The sequence below is a fragment of the Stenotrophomonas humi genome, from assembly GCF_001431415.1.
In the GTDB taxonomy this organism is placed as follows: domain Bacteria; phylum Pseudomonadota; class Gammaproteobacteria; order Xanthomonadales; family Xanthomonadaceae; genus Stenotrophomonas; species Stenotrophomonas humi.
In genome coordinates this window covers 1-20,670 of record NZ_LDJI01000031.1, presented here as the reverse complement: position 1 = coordinate 20,670, position 20,670 = coordinate 1, and the positions used below count along the sequence as shown (strand labels likewise).

Annotated in this window: 16 protein-coding genes; 13 read left to right on the top strand and 3 right to left on the bottom strand. The window is 64.6% G+C overall.

The window, feature by feature from the left end; all coding sequences use genetic code 11:
- Positions 1-78 precede the first annotated feature (78 nt).
- Both ABB26_RS16120 and map read left to right on the top strand, forming a co-directional pair.
- On the top strand, positions 79-291 hold the full coding sequence (locus ABB26_RS16120; protein WP_057635735.1) for a ParD-like family protein: 213 nt from the start codon (positions 79-81) through the stop codon (positions 289-291).
- A complete protein-coding gene (gene map / locus ABB26_RS16115; protein ID WP_057635734.1) occupies positions 288-1,079 on the top strand; it encodes a type I methionyl aminopeptidase in 792 nt (263 codons plus the stop codon). Before ABB26_RS16120 ends, map begins: the two co-directional genes overlap by 4 nt.
- 62 nt (positions 1,080-1,141) lie before the next feature.
- Here the strand turns inward: map and pbpC are convergent, their stop codons facing one another.
- The 3 genes from pbpC to ABB26_RS16100 all read right to left on the bottom strand — a co-directional run bounded on the left by pbpC (position 1,142) and on the right by ABB26_RS16100 (position 9,671).
- Positions 1,142-3,505: a penicillin-binding protein 1C gene (gene pbpC, locus ABB26_RS16110; RefSeq protein WP_057635790.1), complete on the bottom strand. Its 2,364-nt coding sequence runs from the start codon at positions 3,503-3,505 to the stop codon at positions 1,142-1,144.
- A 309-nt stretch (positions 3,506-3,814) separates the two neighbouring features.
- Positions 3,815-8,734, bottom strand: coding sequence for an alpha-2-macroglobulin family protein (locus tag ABB26_RS16105; protein ID WP_083490888.1), 4,920 nt, complete (start codon positions 8,732-8,734; stop codon positions 3,815-3,817).
- Between the two features lie 235 nt (positions 8,735-8,969).
- Complete coding sequence (locus ABB26_RS16100; protein WP_057635733.1) at positions 8,970-9,671, bottom strand: FKBP-type peptidyl-prolyl cis-trans isomerase N-terminal domain-containing protein; 702 nt, start codon at positions 9,669-9,671, stop codon at positions 8,970-8,972.
- 170 nt (positions 9,672-9,841) lie between these two features.
- On the opposite strand from ABB26_RS16100, the gene ABB26_RS16095 reads away from it, so the two are divergent.
- From ABB26_RS16095 to phoU, 11 genes are all read left to right on the top strand, one after another.
- Entirely contained in the window at positions 9,842-10,624 is a 783-nt protein-coding gene (locus ABB26_RS16095; RefSeq protein ID WP_057635732.1) for an enoyl-CoA hydratase/isomerase family protein, read from the top strand.
- A gap of 12 nt (positions 10,625-10,636) precedes the next feature.
- The gene (locus ABB26_RS16090) at positions 10,637-10,987 is read left to right on the top strand and encodes a hypothetical protein (protein WP_057635731.1); all 351 of its coding nucleotides are present in this window, start codon (positions 10,637-10,639) and stop codon (positions 10,985-10,987) included.
- Between the two features lie 128 nt (positions 10,988-11,115).
- Entirely contained in the window at positions 11,116-11,751 is a 636-nt protein-coding gene (gene nth / locus ABB26_RS16085) for an endonuclease III (RefSeq protein WP_152982720.1), read from the top strand.
- Positions 11,752-12,082: 331 nt separating this feature from the next.
- On the top strand, positions 12,083-13,291 hold the full coding sequence (locus tag ABB26_RS16080) for an OprO/OprP family phosphate-selective porin (RefSeq protein ID WP_057635730.1): 1,209 nt from the start codon (positions 12,083-12,085) through the stop codon (positions 13,289-13,291).
- 264 nt (positions 13,292-13,555) lie between these two features.
- Positions 13,556-14,332 (top strand): PA3715 family protein, encoded by a 777-nt coding sequence (locus ABB26_RS16075; RefSeq protein WP_057635729.1) that lies wholly within the window; start codon positions 13,556-13,558, stop codon positions 14,330-14,332.
- Positions 14,333-14,444: 112 nt separating this feature from the next.
- Positions 14,445-15,464, top strand: a complete 1,020-nt coding sequence (gene pstS, locus ABB26_RS16070; protein WP_057635728.1) for a phosphate ABC transporter substrate-binding protein PstS — start codon at positions 14,445-14,447, stop codon at positions 15,462-15,464.
- 269 nt (positions 15,465-15,733) lie between these two features.
- Complete coding sequence (pstS, locus tag ABB26_RS16065; RefSeq protein ID WP_057635727.1) at positions 15,734-16,822, top strand: phosphate ABC transporter substrate-binding protein PstS; 1,089 nt, start codon at positions 15,734-15,736, stop codon at positions 16,820-16,822.
- 239 nt (positions 16,823-17,061) lie between these two features.
- A complete protein-coding gene (gene pstC / locus ABB26_RS16060; protein ID WP_057635726.1) occupies positions 17,062-18,030 on the top strand; it encodes a phosphate ABC transporter permease subunit PstC in 969 nt (322 codons plus the stop codon).
- Complete coding sequence (gene pstA, locus ABB26_RS16055; protein WP_057635725.1) at positions 18,030-18,893, top strand: phosphate ABC transporter permease PstA; 864 nt, start codon at positions 18,030-18,032, stop codon at positions 18,891-18,893. The genes pstC and pstA overlap by 1 nt, the downstream gene beginning before the upstream one ends.
- Positions 18,894-18,924: 31 nt before the next feature.
- The gene (gene pstB, locus ABB26_RS16050; protein WP_057635787.1) at positions 18,925-19,755 is read left to right on the top strand and encodes a phosphate ABC transporter ATP-binding protein PstB; all 831 of its coding nucleotides are present in this window, start codon (positions 18,925-18,927) and stop codon (positions 19,753-19,755) included.
- An 87-nt stretch (positions 19,756-19,842) separates the two neighbouring features.
- Positions 19,843-20,550: a phosphate signaling complex protein PhoU gene (gene phoU / locus ABB26_RS16045; protein ID WP_057635724.1), complete on the top strand. Its 708-nt coding sequence runs from the start codon at positions 19,843-19,845 to the stop codon at positions 20,548-20,550.
- The last annotated feature ends 120 nt before the right edge of the window (positions 20,551-20,670 follow it).

The following is a 20,670-nucleotide window of genomic DNA, read 5'->3' as shown; positions in this document are numbered from 1 at the left end:
TCCCAACCTGAGCGCTCACGTCCAACTGCGGATATACGATTGATATATGATTCGTATATTCCTTGATCTGGACCAGCCATGGGCATCGTGAACATCGACGACGAGCTGCACGACAACATCCGCAAGGCCAGTTCGGTTTCTGGTCGTTCCATCAATGCCCAGGCCGGCTTCTGGATCAAGATCGGCATGCTGTGCGAGTTGAATCCGCAGCTCAGCTTCCACGAGATCGTTGTCCGCGAACTCACCGCTGCAGGCGTGCGCCCGGCAGCATTGGCGGCCGCCGAATCATGATCAAGCAGCCCCACGAACTGGCACTCATGGCCGAATCCGGTCGCTTGCTCGCCTCGGTGTTCGAGGCGCTGGACCAACTGCCACTGGAAGGCATGACCACGCTGCAGGTCAACGACTGGGTCGAGCGCTTCATCGTGCATGAGCTGAAGGCCCGTCCTGCCAGCAAGGGCCAGTACGGTTTCGAATATGTGCTCAACAGCTCCATCGACAACGTCGTTTGCCACGGCGTGCCGTCCGCCTCGGACACCCTGCGCAACGGGAGCATCGTCAATCTCGACATCACCCTGGAGAAGAATGGCTACATCGCAGACTCCAGCAAGATGTACCCGATCGGCGAGGTCAGCCATCAAGCCAAGCGTCTGGTGAACAGCACCCGCGACGCCATGTGGAAAGGCATCGCGACGGTGCGACCCGGAGCAACGCTCGGTGACATCGGCTTCGCCATCCAGCGCCACGCCAAGGACTGCGGCTATACGGTGGTCAAGGAATACTGCGGGCACGGCATCGGCCGTGAGATGCACGAGGATCCGCAGGTGCTGCACTACGGCCGACGCGGCACCGGGCTGGTGCTGCAGGCGGGCATGACATTCACCATCGAGCCGATGATCAACCAGGGCCGCGCCGCCATCGACAGCAGCGACGACGGCTGGACGGTCACCACCCGCGACGGAAAGCTATCCGCGCAATGCGAGCACACGGTGGAAGTGACCGAGGATGGCGTGCGGGTTCTGACGTTGCGGCAAGAAGAGCGGGCATTGCTGGCAACGCTTCCGGGGAGCGTCCAGTAATCAGTCGCCGCGCCTTCGCGGGGATCGTGGTCGCGCACTGTTGATCGGCACTGGGTGAAGCGCTATTGCACCACCCGGAACCGAACGCGCGTCCACGCGCCGTCTTCGGCCAAGGCAGTGAGCGTGTGTTCACCGGCTTCATCGAAGTCACGCGTGAACACGCGCGAGCCGCGCGTCTGCGCTATCCAGCGCCCATCCAGCAACCACTCGATCGACGACTCGCTGCCCAGCGCGCGCAGCTGCAGACGCGGCCCGTGTGTCGCGCCAGGTGGACGCGCCAGCGTCGCCTTGTCGTTGAGCCCCTGGATATGCAGCACACCGTCGGACTGATGCCCGTCGGCGGCGCAGTCCGGCGCCAACGATGGCAGTTGCTGCGCCTGCCGCTGCGCGACCGACAACCACGGTGATGCCAGCGCCGGCCAGCGTGCGATCTCGCGGTCTTCGCGCTGTTCGTGCCCTTCGCAGCCAGCCGAAATCCGCTGCCCACTCTTTGCATCCACCTGGAAACGCACCCTGCCCGCCTGCCACAGACGCGCGTCGCGTTCCGGAAACGTTGGCGGTATCACGCCATCCAGCACCATTGCCGGGAAGCGCCGCTGGCACATGGCCGGCGGCGTCTGCTCGGCAGCGATGCCCAGCGGCCAACAGATATCCACTTCCGTGACGCTGGCCGGCACGGTTTGTGCGGTGCTGTCGTTGCCCTGTCGCGGCAGACTGTCGATCACTTCGAACATCAGCGGCAATGCGGTCACCGCGCCGTACTGGCCCGGCAACGGTGTGCCATCCGGCCGGCCGACCCACACGCCCACGGTGTAGTGGCGCGTGCTGCCGATCGCCCAGGCGTCGCGGTAGCCATAGCTGGTGCCGGTCTTCCAGGCGACGTGGGGACGACTGCCGGTGTCGAACGTACCCACGCCGTAGCCCGGACGGGGATTGGACTGGAGGATCTCACGCACGATCCACGCCGCGCCGTCGGACATCATCCGCCGCTCGATGCGCGGGTCCTGCGGCGTATAACGCACGCGGCCGGCGATGCCGCCACGGTTGAGCGAGGCGAACGCACCTACCAGCCCTTCAAGCCGGGCGCCGGTGCCGCCAAGGATCACCGCCAGATTGGGTTGCGCGCCATGTGGGAACTTCAGGGTGACACCGGCATTGGCAAGCCGCGCGGTGAAACGCGCCGGCCCGACGCGGTCCAGCAGGTCCACTACCGGGACGTTCAACGACAGGCGCAACGCACTGGCTGCCCCCACCGGGCCATTGAACGCCGCATCGAAGTTGCCCGGGCGATAACCACCGAAGCTCTGCGGTGCATCCATCAACAGGCTTTCCGAATGGATCAGCCCATCCTCCAGCGCCATGCCGTAGAGGAACGGTTTGAGCGTGGAACCGGGTGAACGCCAGGCCTGCACCATGTCCACATGGCCCAGCCGCGCCTTGTCGCCGAACGCCACCGAGCCGACATAGGCGCGGGCTTCCAGCGTGGTGTTGTCCATCACCAGCAACGCCGCGGAGGTGCGCTCGGGAAGCTGCGAAAAATACGAGGAAACACGTTCTTCCAGCGTGCGCTGCAGACCACTGTCGATGGTGGTCTGGATATGCGCCACCCTGGGCTGCTGGCTGCGCAGGCGCTGCGCAAGCAAGGCCGCATACAGCGGCTGCTTCAGCGACCGCGCCACCACCGGTTCGATGCGCGCGTCGGCGACCTCGTCTGCCGGCCATGCTCCCAGCTCGGCCATGCGTGCCAGCACCTTGTCGCGGGCACGTTGCGCCGCTTCGGGATGGCGGTCCGGGCGCAGCCGGCTCGGCGACTGCGGCAGCACCGCCAACAAGGCGGCTTCGGCCTGCGACAGATGCGCGGCGGATTTGCCCAGATACGCCCAGCTGGCCGCTTCCACGCCTTCGATGGTGCCGCCGTACGGGGCACGTTCCAGGTACAGATCCAGAATCTCGCGCTTGCTCAGGTGCACTTCCAGCTGCACCGCACGCAGCAGCTGCTTGAGCTTTCCCCACGGGGTCCGCGTGTGCGGATCAAGAATGCGTGCCACCTGCATGGTGAGCGTGGAGCCCCCGGACACGATGCGTCGCTCCAGCAGCCATTGTTTTCCCGCACGCAGCAGCGCCCATGGGTTGACCCCCGGATGTCGCCAGAACCAGCGGTCTTCGTAGGTAAGCAACGCCTGCAGATACAACGGCGACACCGTCTTGGCGTCGGCCGGATAGCGCCACACACCCTCGGCATCGGCGAAGGCACGCAGCGGCGTGCCATCGCTGGCAACCACCAGCGTACTGGTATCACGCCACTTGGGCAGTGGTGGCGGGAACGACAGGTCGAGGACGAGCAACAGGGTGAGGAGTGCGGCAGCTCCCCAGCGCAGGTGGCGAAGCGTGAGAGCGGCGCGCAGGCGGATGCCTGCGTTCTTCAGCCATTGGACGCGCGTGTTCACTGCTGTCTGCTCTTCAATCGTCGTCTTCAATCGCCGTCTTCAATCGTCGTTCAATCCGCTTCGCTGCTGAAGTCACTGCTACGCAGCGCACACGTCATCTGCGGATTAGTGTGGGAGCGACCTCGATCACGAAGTCGGCCGGGGTCACAGCAACGGCAGTGAAAGCAATGCATGCATTCCGGTTGCGGAAGCAAGGCCCGCTTCGCGGCTGAAGCCGCTCCTGCGCAGCGCCCACAAACCCTTCCCTACGTCTTCAACGCAAGGAAGGGGCCAGAGGCACGCCTCCGGTCAGGGCTGCACCACCGTGATGGTTGTGGGATTGGAACGCCCCACACCGCGCAGGTCGGGGCGGTACATGTCCTCGACCAGCGGCGGCGGCACGGTGTAGGTGCCCGGCGTTACCGCGCGCACCAGGTAGAACACGTGCGCCTGGTTGCCGCGCGACAGATTCAACGCCGCCACGTAACGATCATCACGGAACTCCTCATGCTTGACGTCGGCCGCGCGTGAGCGATCGCTGATCTCCACGCCATCCACCACCACGTCGGCCCACTGCTTGGCATCGCCCAGGTTGAAGTTCTCGATCTCCAGGCCAGCCGGCAACAGATCGGTCACCAGTGCATCGGGCATCCTGGTGCCGGCGGTGATGCTCAGCCGCACGATCAGGGCTTCGCCTTCCTTCAATGGACGCGGCGACCACGGCTTGCCATCGGTGCCGTACCAGCTACGTTCGATGCCGATATGGGTGCTGTCCGGTGCCGGTGCCTGACGCGGAACACCTGCCACTTCCAGGCTGGCAAACATCGGCGCCTCGCCCTGTGGCGAGAAACGCACGCCCTGCGCCAACTGCGCCATGTCGAACACGCGTGCGAACACCTTGCGTGCCTCGATGCTCTCAACCTTCTCACCGACCGCCAGTTCACCAGACACCAGCTTCTTCTGGTTGGCCATCAACGCCTTGCCCAGACGGGCCAGCGCAACCTGCTCCTGGGTACTCAACCACAGCCAACCGCGGTTGCGACGCGCATCCATCTCGCGCCCCAGGGTGATCACGCGCGCGTCGTACTCCGGCTTGGCCAGGCCGCGCTCGTGCAGCAACGCGATCATCAACGCATCGTCACGCAGCGGACTGCCGTAGTCACCGAAGTACTCCGGGCGATCCGTCATGGGTTTGGCAAAGCCGGCCGCAATCGCTGCCTGGCCGCGCTTGCTGTCGCCCTGCAGCGACAACGCCACGCCCAGATGCACCAGCGACAGGCCCGTCAGCGCCTTGCTGCGCTCGTTGTCCCACAACGTGCGCAGCGTACCCAGGGGCGCCCGGTTGACCCGCGCCAACACATAGCCGGAGTACGCCTGGTTGGCGAACTTCAGCGAGTCACGGCGGTCCTGGCCATAGAACTGGTTGCCGCCGCTGAGCAGGTCTTCACTGATGCGGTTCAACGACTTCTGCAGCACGTTGTCCGGGACAGCGAAACCGGCGTCCTTGGCATCCAGCAGGAACTCGGCGATGTACGGCGTCAGTGCCGGGTTGATGTAGTCGTCGTCGCCCCACATCGAGAAGTTGCCGTTGGCCACCTGCATCGATGCCAGCCGCCCGAACGCGCCTTCCATGCGTTCGTTGCGCGCCTTGGCATCCAGGCCGTCGGCACCGAGCATGGTCGAGGTGGCCTGGTCGAGCATCAGCGCGGCATAGCCCTTGCTGGTGGTCTGTTCGGCGCAGCCATACGGATAGTTCAACGCACCCTGCAGCGCCGAGGCGAATGGAATCGGTGGCAAGGCACTGACCAGCATGCGTGCATTGACCGAGCCGGCCATCAGGCCACTGGCAAAGTTGCTGTCCAGTGTGACCGGCGCCAACGGGTCCAGCGTGCGCGTCTGTGAACGCAGTACCTGCGGCCACGCCGCGCGCACCGGCAGGTCGTAACGGCGGTCCACCTTGAAGCCGTTGCCATCCACCCGCACCCGCACCTTGGCCACGCTGTAGCCTTCCTGCGCACTCAACGGGAAGCTCAGGGTGCTCTTGGCGTCGGCGGCCAACTGCACCTTGCGCGTGGATTCACCGATACCCAGCGGGCCTTCGCCGTCCACCCGCACCGCGAACTCGCCGGGTTTACCGGTGAAGTTCTGTACGTCCAGGGTGACGGTGCTGCGGTCGCCCGGGGCCATCACCCGCGGCATGCTGGCCTCGGCCAGGATCGGCGCGCGCACCAGCGTTTCCACGTCGCGGTTGCCGTAGCGGTCGTCGGTGTAAACCATCGCCGATACGCGCAGCGTGCCGTTGAAGTCCGGCACCTGCAGGTTGACCCGCGCATTGCCCTTGGCATCCAGCGCCACCGGCCCGGAGAACAGATCAACGGTCTGCACCCGCGCGGTCGGGCGCTTGGCCTGCGGCAGCGCCGCCAATGCCATGTCGCCGCCGAACTTCAGCTTGCCGTTGTTGCCCTCGAAGCTCTCGATCACCCGCCCATAGATGTCATACGCGTCCACGCCCAGACGCCGCTGGGCGAAGAAGTGCGCCGGCGCATCCGGCACCGCGAAACGGGTGATGTTGAGAATGCCAACATCCACCGCGGACACGGTGACATGCGCCTGCTTGCCGGCCAGTTCAGGCGCGCTGACCGTCACCGCCATCGGCTGTTCCGGTCGCATCTGCTTGGGCGCGATCAGGCCCACCGCGATGCGGCGGTCACTGCGGTCCATCGGTACATGCACCACACCTACCGCGCGTGCCGGGGTGATCTTGCTCGGCGCACTGCCACCACGGAACACAAGTGCAGTGACATAGACGTCATGCCGCTCCCAATCGGCGGTGACCGGGATTTCAAAGGTGCTGCCCGGCTTGGCGTCGATGTCCTGCACATAGAGCATGCGGTCGCTTTCGACCATCAGCAGGCCACGGCCGGCATGCGGCGGTGTCACCGTCACCTTGAGCGTGTCACCGGCACGGTAGGCGGTCTTGTCCAACGCCACCTTGACCTTGTCCGGGCGTGCATCCAGGCCGCGGTTGTCGTCATCCCAGCTCCAGCCAGCGCGGAACGGATACCGCGTGGTCAGGCCGGTGCCCGGATCGAACACGTCCACACGGTACTCGCCCCACTCGACCGGAAAATCAAACTTGGCCGAGGTGGTACCGGCGTCGAGCGTGCGGGTTTCCTTGTTCTCGAAACGGCGGGTGAAGTCGTAGTCCCAGCTGTTGTCGGTATAGGTCCAGTGGTAGTCGCGCAGCTCACGCACCAGGGTGATCTTCAAACCCTTGGCCGGCTGCGGCCTGCCCTCGGCATCCACGCGCATCAACTCGAAACGCGCATTGGCGTTGGCATCGGCACCATCGGCATCATTGAACAACGGACGCACCGCCACCAGTGCCTGGGCCGGCCACACCACGCGCTTGAGCGTGCGGGTGACGGTTCGCCCACCGGTTTCGTACACGCTGCCGGACACCAGCGCCGACACCGTCGTGCCCTTGCCCGTGTCGGCCGGCAGGGCCACATCCTCACGCAGCTTGCCGTCGGCCGGCAGTTTGGTGTCGATCACGTCGTTGGCTTCGCGCGGCAGCTGTACCGTCGGGTCGCCGAAGAACCAGCCCGGCATCGATTCGACCGGGTGCTGCTCCACCGCCAACGCCAGACGTGCGGTGAAACGGTTGCCGTCGGCCGGCGCGCCATACAGGTAAGCCGCATCGGCCTGCAGCTTGAACGGCTCCCCCGGCTTGATCGTCTTCTGGGCGCTGTCCAGGTCCAGCTTCATGCGCTCGGGCAGGAACTCCTCGATCCGCAGGGTCATGCCCTGCACGGCCTCCTTGCTGCCCGGGTCGGTGCGGAACTCCACCTGCCAGCGGCCGGTCGGCGCTTCCACCGGAATGGTCTGCTCGAACGAGAAATAGCCCTGTTCGCCCGGCTGCAGGCGCGTTTCGCGGAAGGTCTTGCCATCCGGTTGCTTGAGCCGCAGGAACACCGGCTGCCCGCCCGTCGCCGGCCCCGGAAGCTTCTTGCCATCGTTGTCGCGCAGCACCGCAGACACACGCACGGTTTCACCCGGGCGGTACAGATCACGACCGGACCAGGCAAACACATCGAAATTGGCATTCTGGCGCCCGGCCACCGCGAACTCGCTCAGGTCCAGGGCCGGCTGGTTGAACGGCAGCATCGTGGTGTCGCTGCCGTTGGATGCCACCAGCACATGCGCCGCATCGAGCGTGTAGTTCAGCAGCGCGTTGCCGTTGGCGTCGGTCTGCCCGCGCAGCACCACTTCGCCCTTGCCGTCGATGACCTTCAGCTCCACCTTCTTGGCAGGCGCGCCATTGGCCAGCGAGGCGGTGTGCACGAACAGCTTGTCCTTGTAGGCACGCGTGTGCAGTCCGATATCACTGACGGTGAAGAATGCGGTGTCGAACTCGCCCTCGAAGCTGCCGGTGCGCTTCATCACCGCGAAGTACAGCCCGGGCTGCTGCAGCTCCTTCACTTCCTGGATCGGCAGGTACGTCAACACGCGCTCGTTCTGCTTGCCACCGAGCACAAAGCGGTTCACGTACACCGGCTCGGCAAGCTTGGACAGGGGCGTGCGTTCGCTGTACTCGCTGTCCAGTTCCCAGCTGCCACGGCGACCGCCGCGCTGGTACTGGCTGAAGAAGGTGGGCAGGTCTTTCTCGCGCACGCGCAGGAACTCGACATCCACCTCCGGCACGTTCACCGACACCACCGGCAGGCCGCGGCTGTCCTTGGACGGCAGCACGCTGCCCTGCGAGGCAAAGCCCACCGCAGGATCCAGCTCACCGGTGAACACCTTCTGCCGCACCTCGGTGCCCAGCCGGTTGCCGTCAGCGGCAAGCAGGTCGGGTGAGATGATCAGCGTGTATTCCTTGGCCGCCTCCACATAGGGATAGCGCAGGGTCTTGCCGTCGTCGGACAGTGACCAGCTGCTTTGATCGGTGCCGACCTTTTCCTCGAAGCGCAGCAGCTTGTCGAAGTCCTGCGTACCTACCAGTGGCCGCGAGAACTCGACGGCCAATGCCAGGCCATCACCGCGCTGCTGATCGGGCCAGGCGCGCAACATGGCGAAGCCCTTGACCTCCTCCTGCTTGGCCACGATGGCCTCGCCCGTGGCGCCGGGCAGCTGACCGGTTTCATTCCGTTTGCATCCTGCAACCAGGGCCAACGCCGCAAAAGCGACCGCCGCCCACCGCATACGCACCGACTTCCTGTATTCCATGGTGTCCTCCAGCAGATGGCGCGGAGTATACCCAGCCATCGGTAAACACCTTGCGCACACCTCGACATTCCAGGGGATGCTGCGTCCTCCAGGGCCGCACGAGGCATGTCATTGGCGATCCGTCGCCTGCTGACGCCGTCTGCGTCCAAACCGCAGCGCATCAGCGGAAGCCGCGCACAAAAAAACGCCGGTGCAAGCACCGGCGTTTTTCTTCAACTCAACTGATGCGCGTGAATTACTTGACGCTGACCAGCTTGATCTCGAACTGCACAGCCACGTTCGGCGGGAACGGGGTACGCGGGTCGGCACCGTAAGCCTTGTCCGGCGGCAGGGTGACTTCCCACTTGGCGCCTGCCGGCATCTGCAGCAGGGTTTCGCGCATGGCAGCCATCTCGACTTCGCTCAACTTGATCGACGGAATCGACTGGGCCGGACGCGCTTCGGTCGGACGCTGGCCGTACGGGAACGGACCGGCAACTTCCAGGGCAACGTTGCTGGCCTGGGTCGGCTTGGCGCCGCTGCCGGCTTCGATCACGCGGTACTGCACGCCACCGGCCAGGCTCTGCACGCCCGGCTTGGCCTTGTTGGCGGCCAGGAACTGGTCGCTACGGGTTTTGTTATCAGCAGCCGCCTTGTCGTACTCGGCCTTGGCAGCCTGGGCACGGCCCTGCTCACGGCGCTGGAAGGCTTCGACGGCGGGCTTGAGCTGGTCGGCGGTGATGGCCGGCTGCTTCTTGGCGTAGGCGTCCTGCAGGCCCTTCACTACCGAAGCAATGTCCAACTGTTCGCCACGACCGGTGAGCTCGGCAAGGTTGTTGCCGTAGTCGTAACCAAAGTAATAGCTCAGCTTGCCCTTCTCGGACGAGACGTCCTGGGCGAATGCGGTGCCGGTCAGGGCCAGAGCGGCCACGGCGACCGCGATAGAACGCAACTTCATCAAACAGTTCTCCAGGAAGGGTGTCTCAGGGGCAACCATGCCGCATGAGGCGACGGGTTAGGATAGCCGTCACAAAGGCTGTCCGCCACTGACGACGCAAGCTCAGACACGCATGGTCAGACAATAGTTCCAGCATCACTTTTTTTTAACTTTTCCAGGAGTTCCACTGCATGTCCGAGGCACCGGTTTCAATCAGCACCCGTGATGGCATCCGCACTCTTACGGTGCAGCGCCCGGAAAAGCTCAACGCCTTGAATCGACAGACATTGGAGTCGCTGGACGCGGCCTTTGCCGATGCCGCCCAGGCCGATGAGGTACGGGTGGTGGTGCTGACCGGAGCCGGCCCCAAGGCCTTCGTGGCCGGTGCCGACATTGCCGAGATGAACGGATTGACCCCGGTTCAGGGGCGTGACTTTTCGCTGATCGGCCAACGCCTGATGCGCCGGATCGAACGCCTGAACAAGCCGGTGATCGCCATGGTCAACGGTTTTGCGCTGGGCGGCGGCATGGAACTGGCCATGGCCTGCCACCTGCGCATCGCCGCCGACAGTGCCAAGGTCGGCCAGCCGGAGATCAACCTGGGCCTGCTGCCGGGCTTCGGTGGTACCCAGCGCCTGCTGCGCCTGGCCGGCCGTGCCGCCGCGCTGGAACTGTGCCTGCTGGGCGCACCGATTGACGCGGCGCGTGCCCAGCAACTGGGGCTGCTCAACCGCGTGGTGCCGGCCGCTGAACTGGAAGCGGAAACCCTGAAGGTCGCCACGCAACTGGCGAATGCCGCACCGCTGGCGCTGCGCGGCATCCTCGACGCGATCAACGTCGGTGGCGAATGCGGCATCGAAGAAGGCCTGGAATACGAAAGCGCGCAGTTCGGCCTGGCCTTCTCCACCGAGGACATGCGCGAAGGCACCCGCGCTTTCCTCGAACGCCGCACGCCGGAATTCAAGAACCGCTGAGTCACGACCCTGATGTCTGCCGTTTCCGTTTCAGCGCAACAGTTGTTGCAGTTCGTGCTTGATGACGACTTGGACGCCGCCGTGCGTGCAGGATTGATGGACTTCATCGCCTCGCCGGCCGAAACCACGTTGTCGCCCGCACAGTCGCAGCAACTGCTCGCTGCCCAGCAGCATCTGCGCAGCGCTTGGGCCGCACGCGAGCGCCACCGCGCACGCGATGCGCGACTGGCGCGGCGTGCCGCCGAGCGCGAAGCGCGTCGTGCACCGCCACCGGTGGCCGACAGCAAACCTGCCCTGCCCTCGGCGGCGGCGGCCATCCTTGCCCGTGCCAAGGCACGCGCCGCGGAGAAGCCGTCGTCATGAGTGCCGCCGCCGTCAGCAAAGCCGCGACCAAGAAGGCCGCGGTGAAGAAAGCTGCAGTGAAGAAAACCACTGCAAAGAAAGCCACGGGCGTCGTGAAGAAGCCGGCGGCCACACGCGCCAGTACGCGCATGAGCCGCGAGGAAGTGCGTGAGATGTTCACGCGCCTGCGCGAACTCAATCCACACCCGAAGACCGAACTGGAGTACAGCTCGCCATTCGAGTTGCTGGTCGCGGTCGCGTTGTCTGCACAGGCCACCGACGTGGGCGTCAACAAGGCCACGCGCAAGCTGTTCCCGGTGGCCAACACCGCCCAGGCCATTCTTGCCCTGGGCGAAGAAGGACTGAAGCGTTACATCGCGACCATTGGCCTGTTCAATGCCAAGGCCAAGAACGTAATCGCCGCGTGCGCGATCCTGGTGGAGAAGTACGGCGGCGAGGTTCCCGCCGACCGCGCGGCACTGGAAGCCCTGCCCGGCGTTGGCCGCAAGACCGCCAACGTGGTGCTCAACACCGCCTTCGGCCAGCCAACGATGGCGGTGGACACGCATATCTTCCGCGTCGGCAACCGTACCGGGCTGGCCCCGGGCAAGGATGTGCGTGCGGTGGAGGATGGCCTGCTCAAGGTGATTCCCGATGAATTCCTGCTCGACGCCCATCATTGGCTGATCCTGCACGGCCGCTATGTGTGCAAGGCACGCAAACCGGATTGTCCTCAGTGCGTGATCCGCGATCTGTGTCATTTCAGGGACAAGACAGTCGCCTGACGCGGCAACATCGCCGCCCCCAAATAAAGCGGCACAGTCCCCGGTTGCGGGCCGGTTGATCCTGCACGGCCACCATCCGTGCACGGCGCGCAAACCGGATCGTCCTACGTGTGTGACCCGTGATCGGCGGTCACATTTCGAAGTCAGGACAACAGACGTCCGAGCGCCACCGACTGCCATCTCTACGACACCTGCCGGTAACAGCCCACGTGTTCACTACGTGGGCATGGGTGTACCGGGGGAAAAGTTAGTCGCCGGACTGTCACATTTACGCAATCTTTACGCCCTAGCCTTCGCAGCATCCTCAACCTGCCTGCAAGGCCATCCACCCATGAAACTGCATCGCCAACTTCTTACTGCAGCCGTTGCGGCGGCGCTGTTTGTGCCGGCCGCCCACGCTGAAGTCGCCATCGACGTCATCGGCGGTTCCGAAATCACCTTCGAAGGCCTGGTGCAGGCTGACGGCAACTGGTTCGACAACGACAAGGCCGACCTCAACGGTGTCGCCAAGAACGGCAAGGACAGCGAGTTCGAGCTGCGTCGCGCCGAGCTGGTGCTCAAGGGCAAGGGCCCGGGCAACGTGGAATGGGTGGTCGGTTATGACGCCAAGGCCGACAAGTTCCTGGACACCAACGTCAAGTACAAGCTGGGTGGCAACGCCAACCACTTCTTCCAGGCCGGCCAGTACAAGCAGCCCAACAGCCTGGAAGAACTGTCCAGCACCAAGAACAACGATTTCATCTCCAAGGCCACGGTCACCAACACCTATGCGGTGGCCCGCCGCCTCGGTGTGGGCTATGGCTTCGGTGACAGCAACTGGTCGGTCAACGCCTCGGCCTTCGGCCGCGAGCTGACCCGCGACCTGGCCCATGGCAGCGGCTACGGCGTGCGCGGCACGTTCGCCCCGATCAATGAGAAGGGCAACATCCTGCATCTCGGCCTGAGCTACGTCGATTACGACACCGACGCGGACCTGCTGCGTCTGCGCGCACGCCCGAACGCCGACCTGGCCACCGTGCGCCTGGTCGACAGCGGCGACCTGAAGGACACCGACCGCCTCAGCACCGTCGGTGCCGAAGCCATGTACGTGCGCGGCCCGTTCAAGGCCCAGGGCGAGTACTACAGCTCCAAGGCCAAGCGTTACGACCACAGCAACTACACCACCGATGGCTTCTATGTCAGCGGCGTGTGGAATGTCACCGGCGAGACCTGGGGTTACAAGGGCGGCACCCCGAGCCTGGGCCTGCCGGATGAGCCGGGCCGTGGCATGTGGCAGCTGGCCGCGCGTTTCGACCACATCGATCTGAACGATGGCGGCCTCGCGGCCAACCCGGTCGCCGGACGTCCGCCGATCGTGGACGGCGTGCTGGGCGGCAAGATGGACATCTGGACCGTCGGCGCCAACTGGTACTGGCGTTCGAACTTCAAGGCCTCGATGAACTACGTGATGGTCGACAGCAAGAAGTACAGCTCCAGCGCGCGCACCTTCGTGAGCGACAAGCCGAACATCCTGGAAGCGCGTCTGCAGTTCTTCTGGTAAGCCTTGGTTGCATGCAACAGCACGGACGCCCCGCAAGGGGCGTTCTTTGTTTGTGCCTTCAGCGGCACGGGCAGCAGCGCGAAATGGGCAGCACCTCGGTGCTTCCAATCCGCCTCCCTGCGCCAACGGCGCAATGGCCTGCACGGAGATCAGGCTATGCAGCACGATGGCTGACACGGGCGATCCGTGCATGCGGCACCGGCATACAGGCGAATGGATCGAGCAGCACGCTATCCTCACCTCCGCTATTCAAAGGATTGACCCATGCGCCTCGCCCTGTTGATGCTGCTCGCCCTTCCCATCACCGCCCTGGCCCAGGACTGCGGCGCCGACAGTGCCGAACGCATCCGCCAGGCCTATGCACAACGGCCGGCGGGCGCACTACCGCTCCCGGCAGGCACACCGCTCAATGCCGAGCGGGGCAGCTGCCGTGTGTGGCCGGCGGACACGACACTGACCTTGATGGCCGTGCCCGTACTTGGCCCGGAAGAGGAAAACGGCGCCTACCAGGACGGCGATCTGGATCTGCTGGTGGTGGATACCGCCACGCTGCGCCCGCGTGCCACCCTGCGCCTTCCCGGCATGATGAGCAGCGACGCCATCCGCAGCGAGGAGGTGAGCCTGGATACCGCGCGCTACCGACTTTCGGCCGACGTGCGCGCGTTCGGCGTGCGTATCGGCCGCAGCGGCTCCTCGCAACCCAACCCGTTCAACGACACCCGCCTGCAGCTGTTCGTGCTGGACAAGGACCGGATAGAGCCGGTGACCGGGCAGATCGTGGTCGCCCGTTTTGGCGGCGAATGGGATACCCGCTGTGCGGGTGAGTTCCATCAGCTCAGCCGCACCGTGGAGATCGGCCCCACGCCTGCGCAGGGCTTCGCCGAGCTGCGCGTGCACGAACGCAGCGCCGCCATCCTCAATCATGAGGATGCCGCGGGCGAATGCGTCGAGGAGCGCCGCAACCTGCCCGAGCAACGCTACCTGCTGCGTCCGCAGGGCCGTCATTACCCGCTGCCGAAGACGATCGAAGCCACCTTCTGAGTGGATTTCAGCTGTCATCGCAACGTCATATGACAGACGCTGCATTGTCATCAAATGGTTATGGAATAGGCGCCGGGCGGACCTACCGCACCTCTACCTCCAGGAGCCATTCGTGATCCACGCCATCAAATCGCGCGCCGTCGTTGCCATCCTCGCCGCGTCGTCCGTGTTTGCTGCCAACGCCTCCGACGTTACCGGCGCCGGCGCTTCCTTCATCTACCCGGTCATGTCCAAGTGGTCGGCCGACTACAGCACCGCGACCGGCAAGCGGGTGAACTACCAGTCGATCGGTTCGGGCGGCGGTATTGCCCAGATCAAGGCCAACACCGTGGATTTCGGCTCGTCCGACGCGCCGCTGCGCCCGGAAGAACTGGCCTCGGCCGGCCTGGTGCAGTTCCCGTCGGTGATCGGCGGCGTGGTGCCGGTGCTCAACGTTGCCGGCGTCGAAGCCGGTGCGATGAAGCTGGACGGCCCGACCCTGGCCAACATCTTCCTGGGCAAGATCACCAAGTGGAATGACCCGGCCATCGTCGCGCTCAACGCCGGCCTGGCACTGCCCGACGCCAAGATCACCGTCGTGCATCGTTCCGATGGCTCGGGCACCACCTTCAACTTCGTCAACTACCTGTCCAAGGTCAACAACGACTGGAAGACCAGCGTAGGTGAAGGCACCAGCGTCCAGTGGCCGGTAGGCATCGGCGGCAAGGGCAATGAAGGCGTGGCCGCTTACGTCAAGCAGATCAAGGGCTCGATCGGTTACGTCGAGTTCTCCTACGCCCTGCAGAACCGCCTGACCTTCTCGCGCATGAAGAATGCCGCCGGCAACTTCGTGCAGCCGCGCGACGAGAGCTTCTCGGCCGCTGCCGCCAGCGCCGACTGGGCCAACGCCCGCGACTTCTACCTGGTGATGACCAATGCGCCGGGCGAGCAGTCCTGGCCGATCACCGCCACCAACTTCATCCTGATGCGCAAGCAGCCCAAGACCGCTGAAGGTGCCAAGGCGGCGGTCGAGTACTTCCGCTGGATCTACGCCAACGGCGATGCCCAGGCCCGTCAGCTGGACTACGTGCCGCTGCCCGATCCGCTGGTCCGCCAGATCGAAACCTACTGGCAGCAGAACCTGGCTTACTGAGTGTAGAGACGCCGAGTCCCTCTCCCTCGTCGCCTCAGGCGCGGATCAAGTGATCCGCGCCATTTTTTTGATCGGGGCCGTGCGCCACGGCAGCTGCGCCAGCGAACGCCCTGGTCGGGACACCCCGGCACGGCCAGCCCCTCGCTTCCGCATTGATTCCGTTGGCCTTTTCAGATTCTTTTAACGATGTAATCAGGTTGTAACAAAAACATCATTTCATAGCCTCATCCGCTGGCCCTGCCGGCATTTTCCCCGCTATGGAGTGACCCATGAAGTTGCACACGACCGGTCTTGCCGCCCTTTCCCTGGCCATTGCCCTGGGCCTGTCGGCCTGCGGTGGCGCTGGCAACCAGGCTGCTTCGACCCCGGAAAATGCCGCTGCCGGCGCACCGGGCGCCGCTGACAAGCTGACCGCAGAAATCTCCGGCGCCGGCGCTTCGTTCATCTTCCCGCTGGTGTCCAAGTGGTCGGCTGACTACAACGCCGCCACCGGCGCCAAGATCAATTACCAGTCCATCGGCTCGGGTGGCGGCATCGCCCAGATCAAGGCAGGCACCGTTGACTTTGGTTCCTCGGACAAGCCGCTCTCCTCCGAAGAGCTGGCGCAGGCCGGTCTCGGCCAGTTCCCGTCGGCCATCGGCGGCGTGGTGCCGGTGGTGAACCTTGAAGGTCTGCAGCCGGGCCAGCTGCGTCTGAGCGGCACCCTGCTGGCGGACATCTTCCTGGGCAAGATCAAGCAGTGGAATGACAAGGCCATCGCCGAAGCCAATCCGGGCGTGGCCCTGCCCGATGCCAAGATCACCCTGGTGCACCGCTCCGACGGTTCCGGCACCACCTTCAACTTCTCCAACTACCTGTCCAAGGTGAGCGGCGAGTGGAAGGACAAGGTCGGCGAAGGCACCTCGGTGCAGTGGCCCGACGGCGTCGGCGGCAAGGGCAATGAAGGCGTCGCCTCGTACGTGCAGCAGATCAAGGGCTCGATCGGCTACGTCGAACTGGCCTACGCACTGCAGAACAACATGCCGTACGCCTCGATGCAGAACGCCGCCGGCACCTGGGTGCAGCCGACCGCCGAGACCTTCGCCGCCGCTGCCGCCAGCGCCGACTGGGCCAATGCCAAGGACTTCAACCTGGTCATCACCAATGCCCCGGGCGCCAATGCATGGCCGATCACCGCCACCAACTTCATGCTGATGCACAAGCAGCCGAAGGATGCCAAGCGCAGCGCCGACACCCGCGCGTTCTTCAAGTGGGCATTCGAGAACGGCCAGACGCAGGCCAACGAACTGCACTACGTGCCGCTGCCGGCGGAACTGGTAACGCAGATCGAAAGCTACTGGGCTGCCGAGTTCAAGTGACGCGATGAGGCGGGTGTGCCGCTGGCGCACCCGCCTCTGTCATCACATCCCCCGCGCAGGCGGGGATCGGACCTGCTTCTTCCGCGCTTGCTGTTGACGTTGAAGCCACAAGCAACCGCAACCGTGATGTACCGGCACTCGCCGGTTGAAATCCCCCGCTTCGGCGGGAATGACGGTTCTCCCCTCTTCAACGAGGGACTGATGTTTCCCCGCTTCCCCCTTGGGCCCACGCCGCTGCCATGAATGCCATCGCACCGCCTCTCTCTACGCCCTCATCGCGTGACCTGCGCGACGCCCGCAACGACCGACTGTTCCGCTGGTTCCTTATCGCCACCGTGATCTTCGTGCTGGTCGCCCTGGCCAGCGCCGCGCTGTCGATGCTGTGGGGTGGTCGTCATGCCCTGCAGCAACAGGGGCTCAGCTTCTTCTATTCCTCCGACTGGAATCCGGTCGAGAACAAGTTCGGCGCGCTGGCGCCGATCTACGGCACCATCGTCACCGCCGTCATCGCCATGCTGATCGCCGTGCCGGTCAGTTTCGGCATCGCCTTCTTCCTGACCGAGGTTGCACCGCGCTGGCTGCGTGGCCCGGTCGGCACCGCCATCGAACTGCTGGCCGGCATTCCTTCGATCATCTACGGCATGTGGGGCCTGTTCGTACTGGTGCCGGTGATGACGGAATACGTCACACCGTTCCTCAACGAAACGCTCGGCCAATGGCCGGTGATCGGCATCTTCTTCCAGGGCCCGCCGCTGGGCATCGGCATGCTCACGGCCGGCTTCGTGTTGGCCATCATGGTCATCCCGTTCATCTCCTCGGTGATGCGCGAAGTGTTCCTCACGGTACCTACCCGCCTGAAGGAATCGGCCTACGCGCTGGGCTCGACCAAGTGGGAAGTTAGCTGGGACATCGTGCTGCCCTACACGCGCTCGGCCGTCATCGGCGGCGTGTTCCTGGGCCTGGGCCGTGCACTGGGCGAGACGATGGCGGTGGCCTTCGTGATCGGCAACAGCGTGCGCCTGTCGCCCTCGCTGCTGGAACCGGGCACCACCATCGCCGCGCTGATCGCCAATGATTTCGGTGAAGCCACGGAAACCTATCGCTCGGCATTGCTGCTGCTTGGCTTCGTGCTGTTCATCGTCACCTTCGTGGTGCTGGCCATCGCCCGCCTGATGTTGATGCGTCTGTCCCGCAAGGAGGGCAACTGATGTCCACCACATCCGATTCGCTGTACCTGCGTCGCCGCATAGGCAACGTGGTGGCACTGGTCCTGTCCTGCGCCACCGCGCTGTTCGGCCTGTTCTTCCTCGGCTGGATCCTGTGGACGCTGCTGTCCAAGGGCCTGCCCGGCATCAACCTCAACCTGTTCACCAAGATGACGCCGCCACCGATGCAGGAAGGCGGCCTGCTCAACGCCTTCTTCGGCAGTGCGGTGATGTGCGCCCTGGCAATCGGCATCGGCACGCCGCTGGGCGTGGCAGCCGGCACCTGGCTGGCCGAGTATGGCAATGCCCGCAAGGCCGGCACGGTGGTGCGCTTCGTCAACGACATCCTGCTCTCGGCACCCTCGATCGTGCTCGGCCTGTTCGTCTACACCCTGTATGTGATGCAGACCGGCGGCCAGTTCTCCGCGTTCGCCGGTGCGCTGTCGCTGGCCTTCATCGTGCTGCCGGTGGTGATCCGCACCACCGATGAAATGCTGCGGCTGGTACCGGTGCAGATGCGCGAAGCAGCACTGGCACTGGGCGTACCGCAGTGGAAGGTGATCATGCAGGTGCTCTATCGCAGCGCGATGGCCGGCATCGTCACCGGCATCCTGCTTGCCCTGGCCCGCATCTCCGGCGAAACCGCACCGCTGCTGTTCACCGCTTTCGGCAACCAGTACTGGAACTCCAACGTGTTCCAGCCGATGGCCTCGGTGCCGGTGGTGATGAACCAGTTCGCCGGCAGCCCTTACGAATCGTGGCAGGTACTGGCCTGGGCCGGCGCACTCGTGCTGACCGTGTTCGTGCTGCTGGTAAGCCTCTCCGCGCGCGGCCTGCTGCTGCGCAACCGCATTTCGAACGACTGACCTCAAACGATTGATTGCCATGGACCTTGCCATGAACGACCTCACCAATGCCGTGCCGATGCAGCGCATCAATGTGCCCTCTTCCGCGCAGGAACTGCTGACGCCGGCGCCGGTCAAGCTCGCTGCCCGCGGACTGGATTTCTACTACGACAAGTACCACGCGTTGAAGAGCATCAACCTGGAAATCCCCGAAAAACGCGTCACCGCGTTGATCGGCCCTTCCGGTTGCGGCAAGTCCACGCTGCTGCGCATCTTCAACCGCATCTACGCGCTGTATCCCAAGCTGGAAGCGCGCGGTGAAGTGCTGCTGGACGGCGAGAACATCCTGTCGCCGAAGTACCCGATGAACCGCCTGCGCAGCAAGGTCGGCATGGTGTTCCAGAAGCCGGTGCCGTTCCCGATGACCATCTTCGAGAACGTCGCCTACGGCATCCGCCACCACGAGAAACTGTCCAAGGTCGACATGCGCGACCGCGTCGAGCAGGCCCTGCGCCAGGGTGCGCTGTGGGACGAGGTGAAGGACAAGCTCAACCAGAGCGCGCTGGGCCTGTCCGGTGGCCAGCAGCAGCGCCTGTGCATCGCCCGCGCCGTGGCACTGCGCCCGGACGTGCTGCTGCTCGATGAACCGACCTCGGCGCTGGACCCCATCTCCACCAGCCGTATCGAACAGCTGATCGAAGAGCTGAAGAACGACTACACCATCGCCATCGTCACCCACAACATGCAGCAGGCCGCGCGCGTATCCGACTACACCGCCTTCATGTACCTGGGCGACCTGATCGAACACGACCGCACCGAAGTGATCTTCTCCAACCCTTCCAAACAGCAGACCGAGGATTACATCACCGGCCGCTTCGGTTGATGTGCGGCGGCGCAGCGCCGAGCCCATGCGGCGCGCCGTGGTTCTGCTTCAAACCTTGTCTCCACCACACCTTCCAGTGAGCATTCCATGAATCTCCCCAACGACCACATCGTCAAGAGCTATGACGAAGAGCAGCAGCGTCTGGTGGCCGAAATCCTGCGCATGGGCGAAATGTCCGTGGCCCAGCTGGAAGCGGCGCTGGATGTGATCGAGCGACGCGACGAGAAGGCCGCACAGCGCATCGTCGCCAACGACGACGCCATCGACCAGCTCGAACAGCAGATCAGCCATGACGTGATGCGCCTGGCGCTGCGCGGGCCGATGGCCCGCGATCTGCGCGAGATCCTCGCCGGCCTGCGCATCCCCGCCGATATCGAGCGTATTGGTGACTACGCCGCCAACGTCGCCAAGCGTTCGATCGCGCTGGTGTCGGTGCCGCCGCTGCCGCAGATCCAGGGCCTGCGCGCACTGGGCCGTCTGGCCGCCATCCAGGTGCGCGGCGCGATGGAGGCTTACCGCAACAACGATGTGGAAGCCGCGCTCAAGCTGCGCCAGGACGATGCCCGCCTGGACGCGCAGTACACCGCGCTGTTCCGCGAGCTGCTCACCTACATGATGGAAGACCCGCGCAACATCACCCCGTGCACGCACCTGTTGTTCATGGCCAAGAACCTGGAGCGCATCGGCGACCATGCCACCAACATCGCCGAGAACGTGTGGTTCCTGGTCAAGGGCGAAGAGCCGCTGCCGCCGCGTGAAAAGCGCGATGAAACCAGCAGCCTGGATCACGCCTGACGGGCGTCATCGCAGCCACAATTCCCGGCATGCCGGAGTTAGGTAACAGAACAGGCCCGCAAGGGCCTGTTCCTGTTTGGGTGACGCGCTGAAAGCTCCCCTTCCCCAACCCCCATTACC

What these genes read in the sequence shown, in the direction of transcription:
- map (WP_057635734.1), top strand. Translation starts at nt 288, where the DNA reads ATGATCAAGCAGCCCCACGAACTGGCACTCATGGCCGAATCCGGTCGC.
- phoU (WP_057635724.1), top strand. Translation starts at nt 19,843, where the DNA reads ATGAATCTCCCCAACGACCACATCGTCAAGAGCTATGACGAAGAGCAG.
- nth (WP_152982720.1), top strand. Translation starts at nt 11,116, where the DNA reads ATGAGCCGCGAGGAAGTGCGTGAGATGTTCACGCGCCTGCGCGAACTC.
- ABB26_RS16105 (WP_083490888.1), bottom strand. Translation starts at nt 8,734, where the DNA reads ATGGAATACAGGAAGTCGGTGCGTATGCGGTGGGCGGCGGTCGCTTTT.
- pstC (WP_057635726.1), top strand. Translation starts at nt 17,062, where the DNA reads ATGAATGCCATCGCACCGCCTCTCTCTACGCCCTCATCGCGTGACCTG.
- ABB26_RS16120 (WP_057635735.1), top strand. Translation starts at nt 79, where the DNA reads ATGGGCATCGTGAACATCGACGACGAGCTGCACGACAACATCCGCAAG.
- pstS (WP_057635727.1), top strand. Translation starts at nt 15,734, where the DNA reads ATGAAGTTGCACACGACCGGTCTTGCCGCCCTTTCCCTGGCCATTGCC.
- ABB26_RS16100 (WP_057635733.1), bottom strand. Translation starts at nt 9,671, where the DNA reads ATGAAGTTGCGTTCTATCGCGGTCGCCGTGGCCGCTCTGGCCCTGACC.
- ABB26_RS16095 (WP_057635732.1), top strand. Translation starts at nt 9,842, where the DNA reads ATGTCCGAGGCACCGGTTTCAATCAGCACCCGTGATGGCATCCGCACT.
- ABB26_RS16075 (WP_057635729.1), top strand. Translation starts at nt 13,556, where the DNA reads ATGCGCCTCGCCCTGTTGATGCTGCTCGCCCTTCCCATCACCGCCCTG.
- pstA (WP_057635725.1), top strand. Translation starts at nt 18,030, where the DNA reads ATGTCCACCACATCCGATTCGCTGTACCTGCGTCGCCGCATAGGCAAC.
- ABB26_RS16090 (WP_057635731.1), top strand. Translation starts at nt 10,637, where the DNA reads ATGTCTGCCGTTTCCGTTTCAGCGCAACAGTTGTTGCAGTTCGTGCTT.
- ABB26_RS16080 (WP_057635730.1), top strand. Translation starts at nt 12,083, where the DNA reads ATGAAACTGCATCGCCAACTTCTTACTGCAGCCGTTGCGGCGGCGCTG.
- pstB (WP_057635787.1), top strand. Translation starts at nt 18,925, where the DNA reads ATGAACGACCTCACCAATGCCGTGCCGATGCAGCGCATCAATGTGCCC.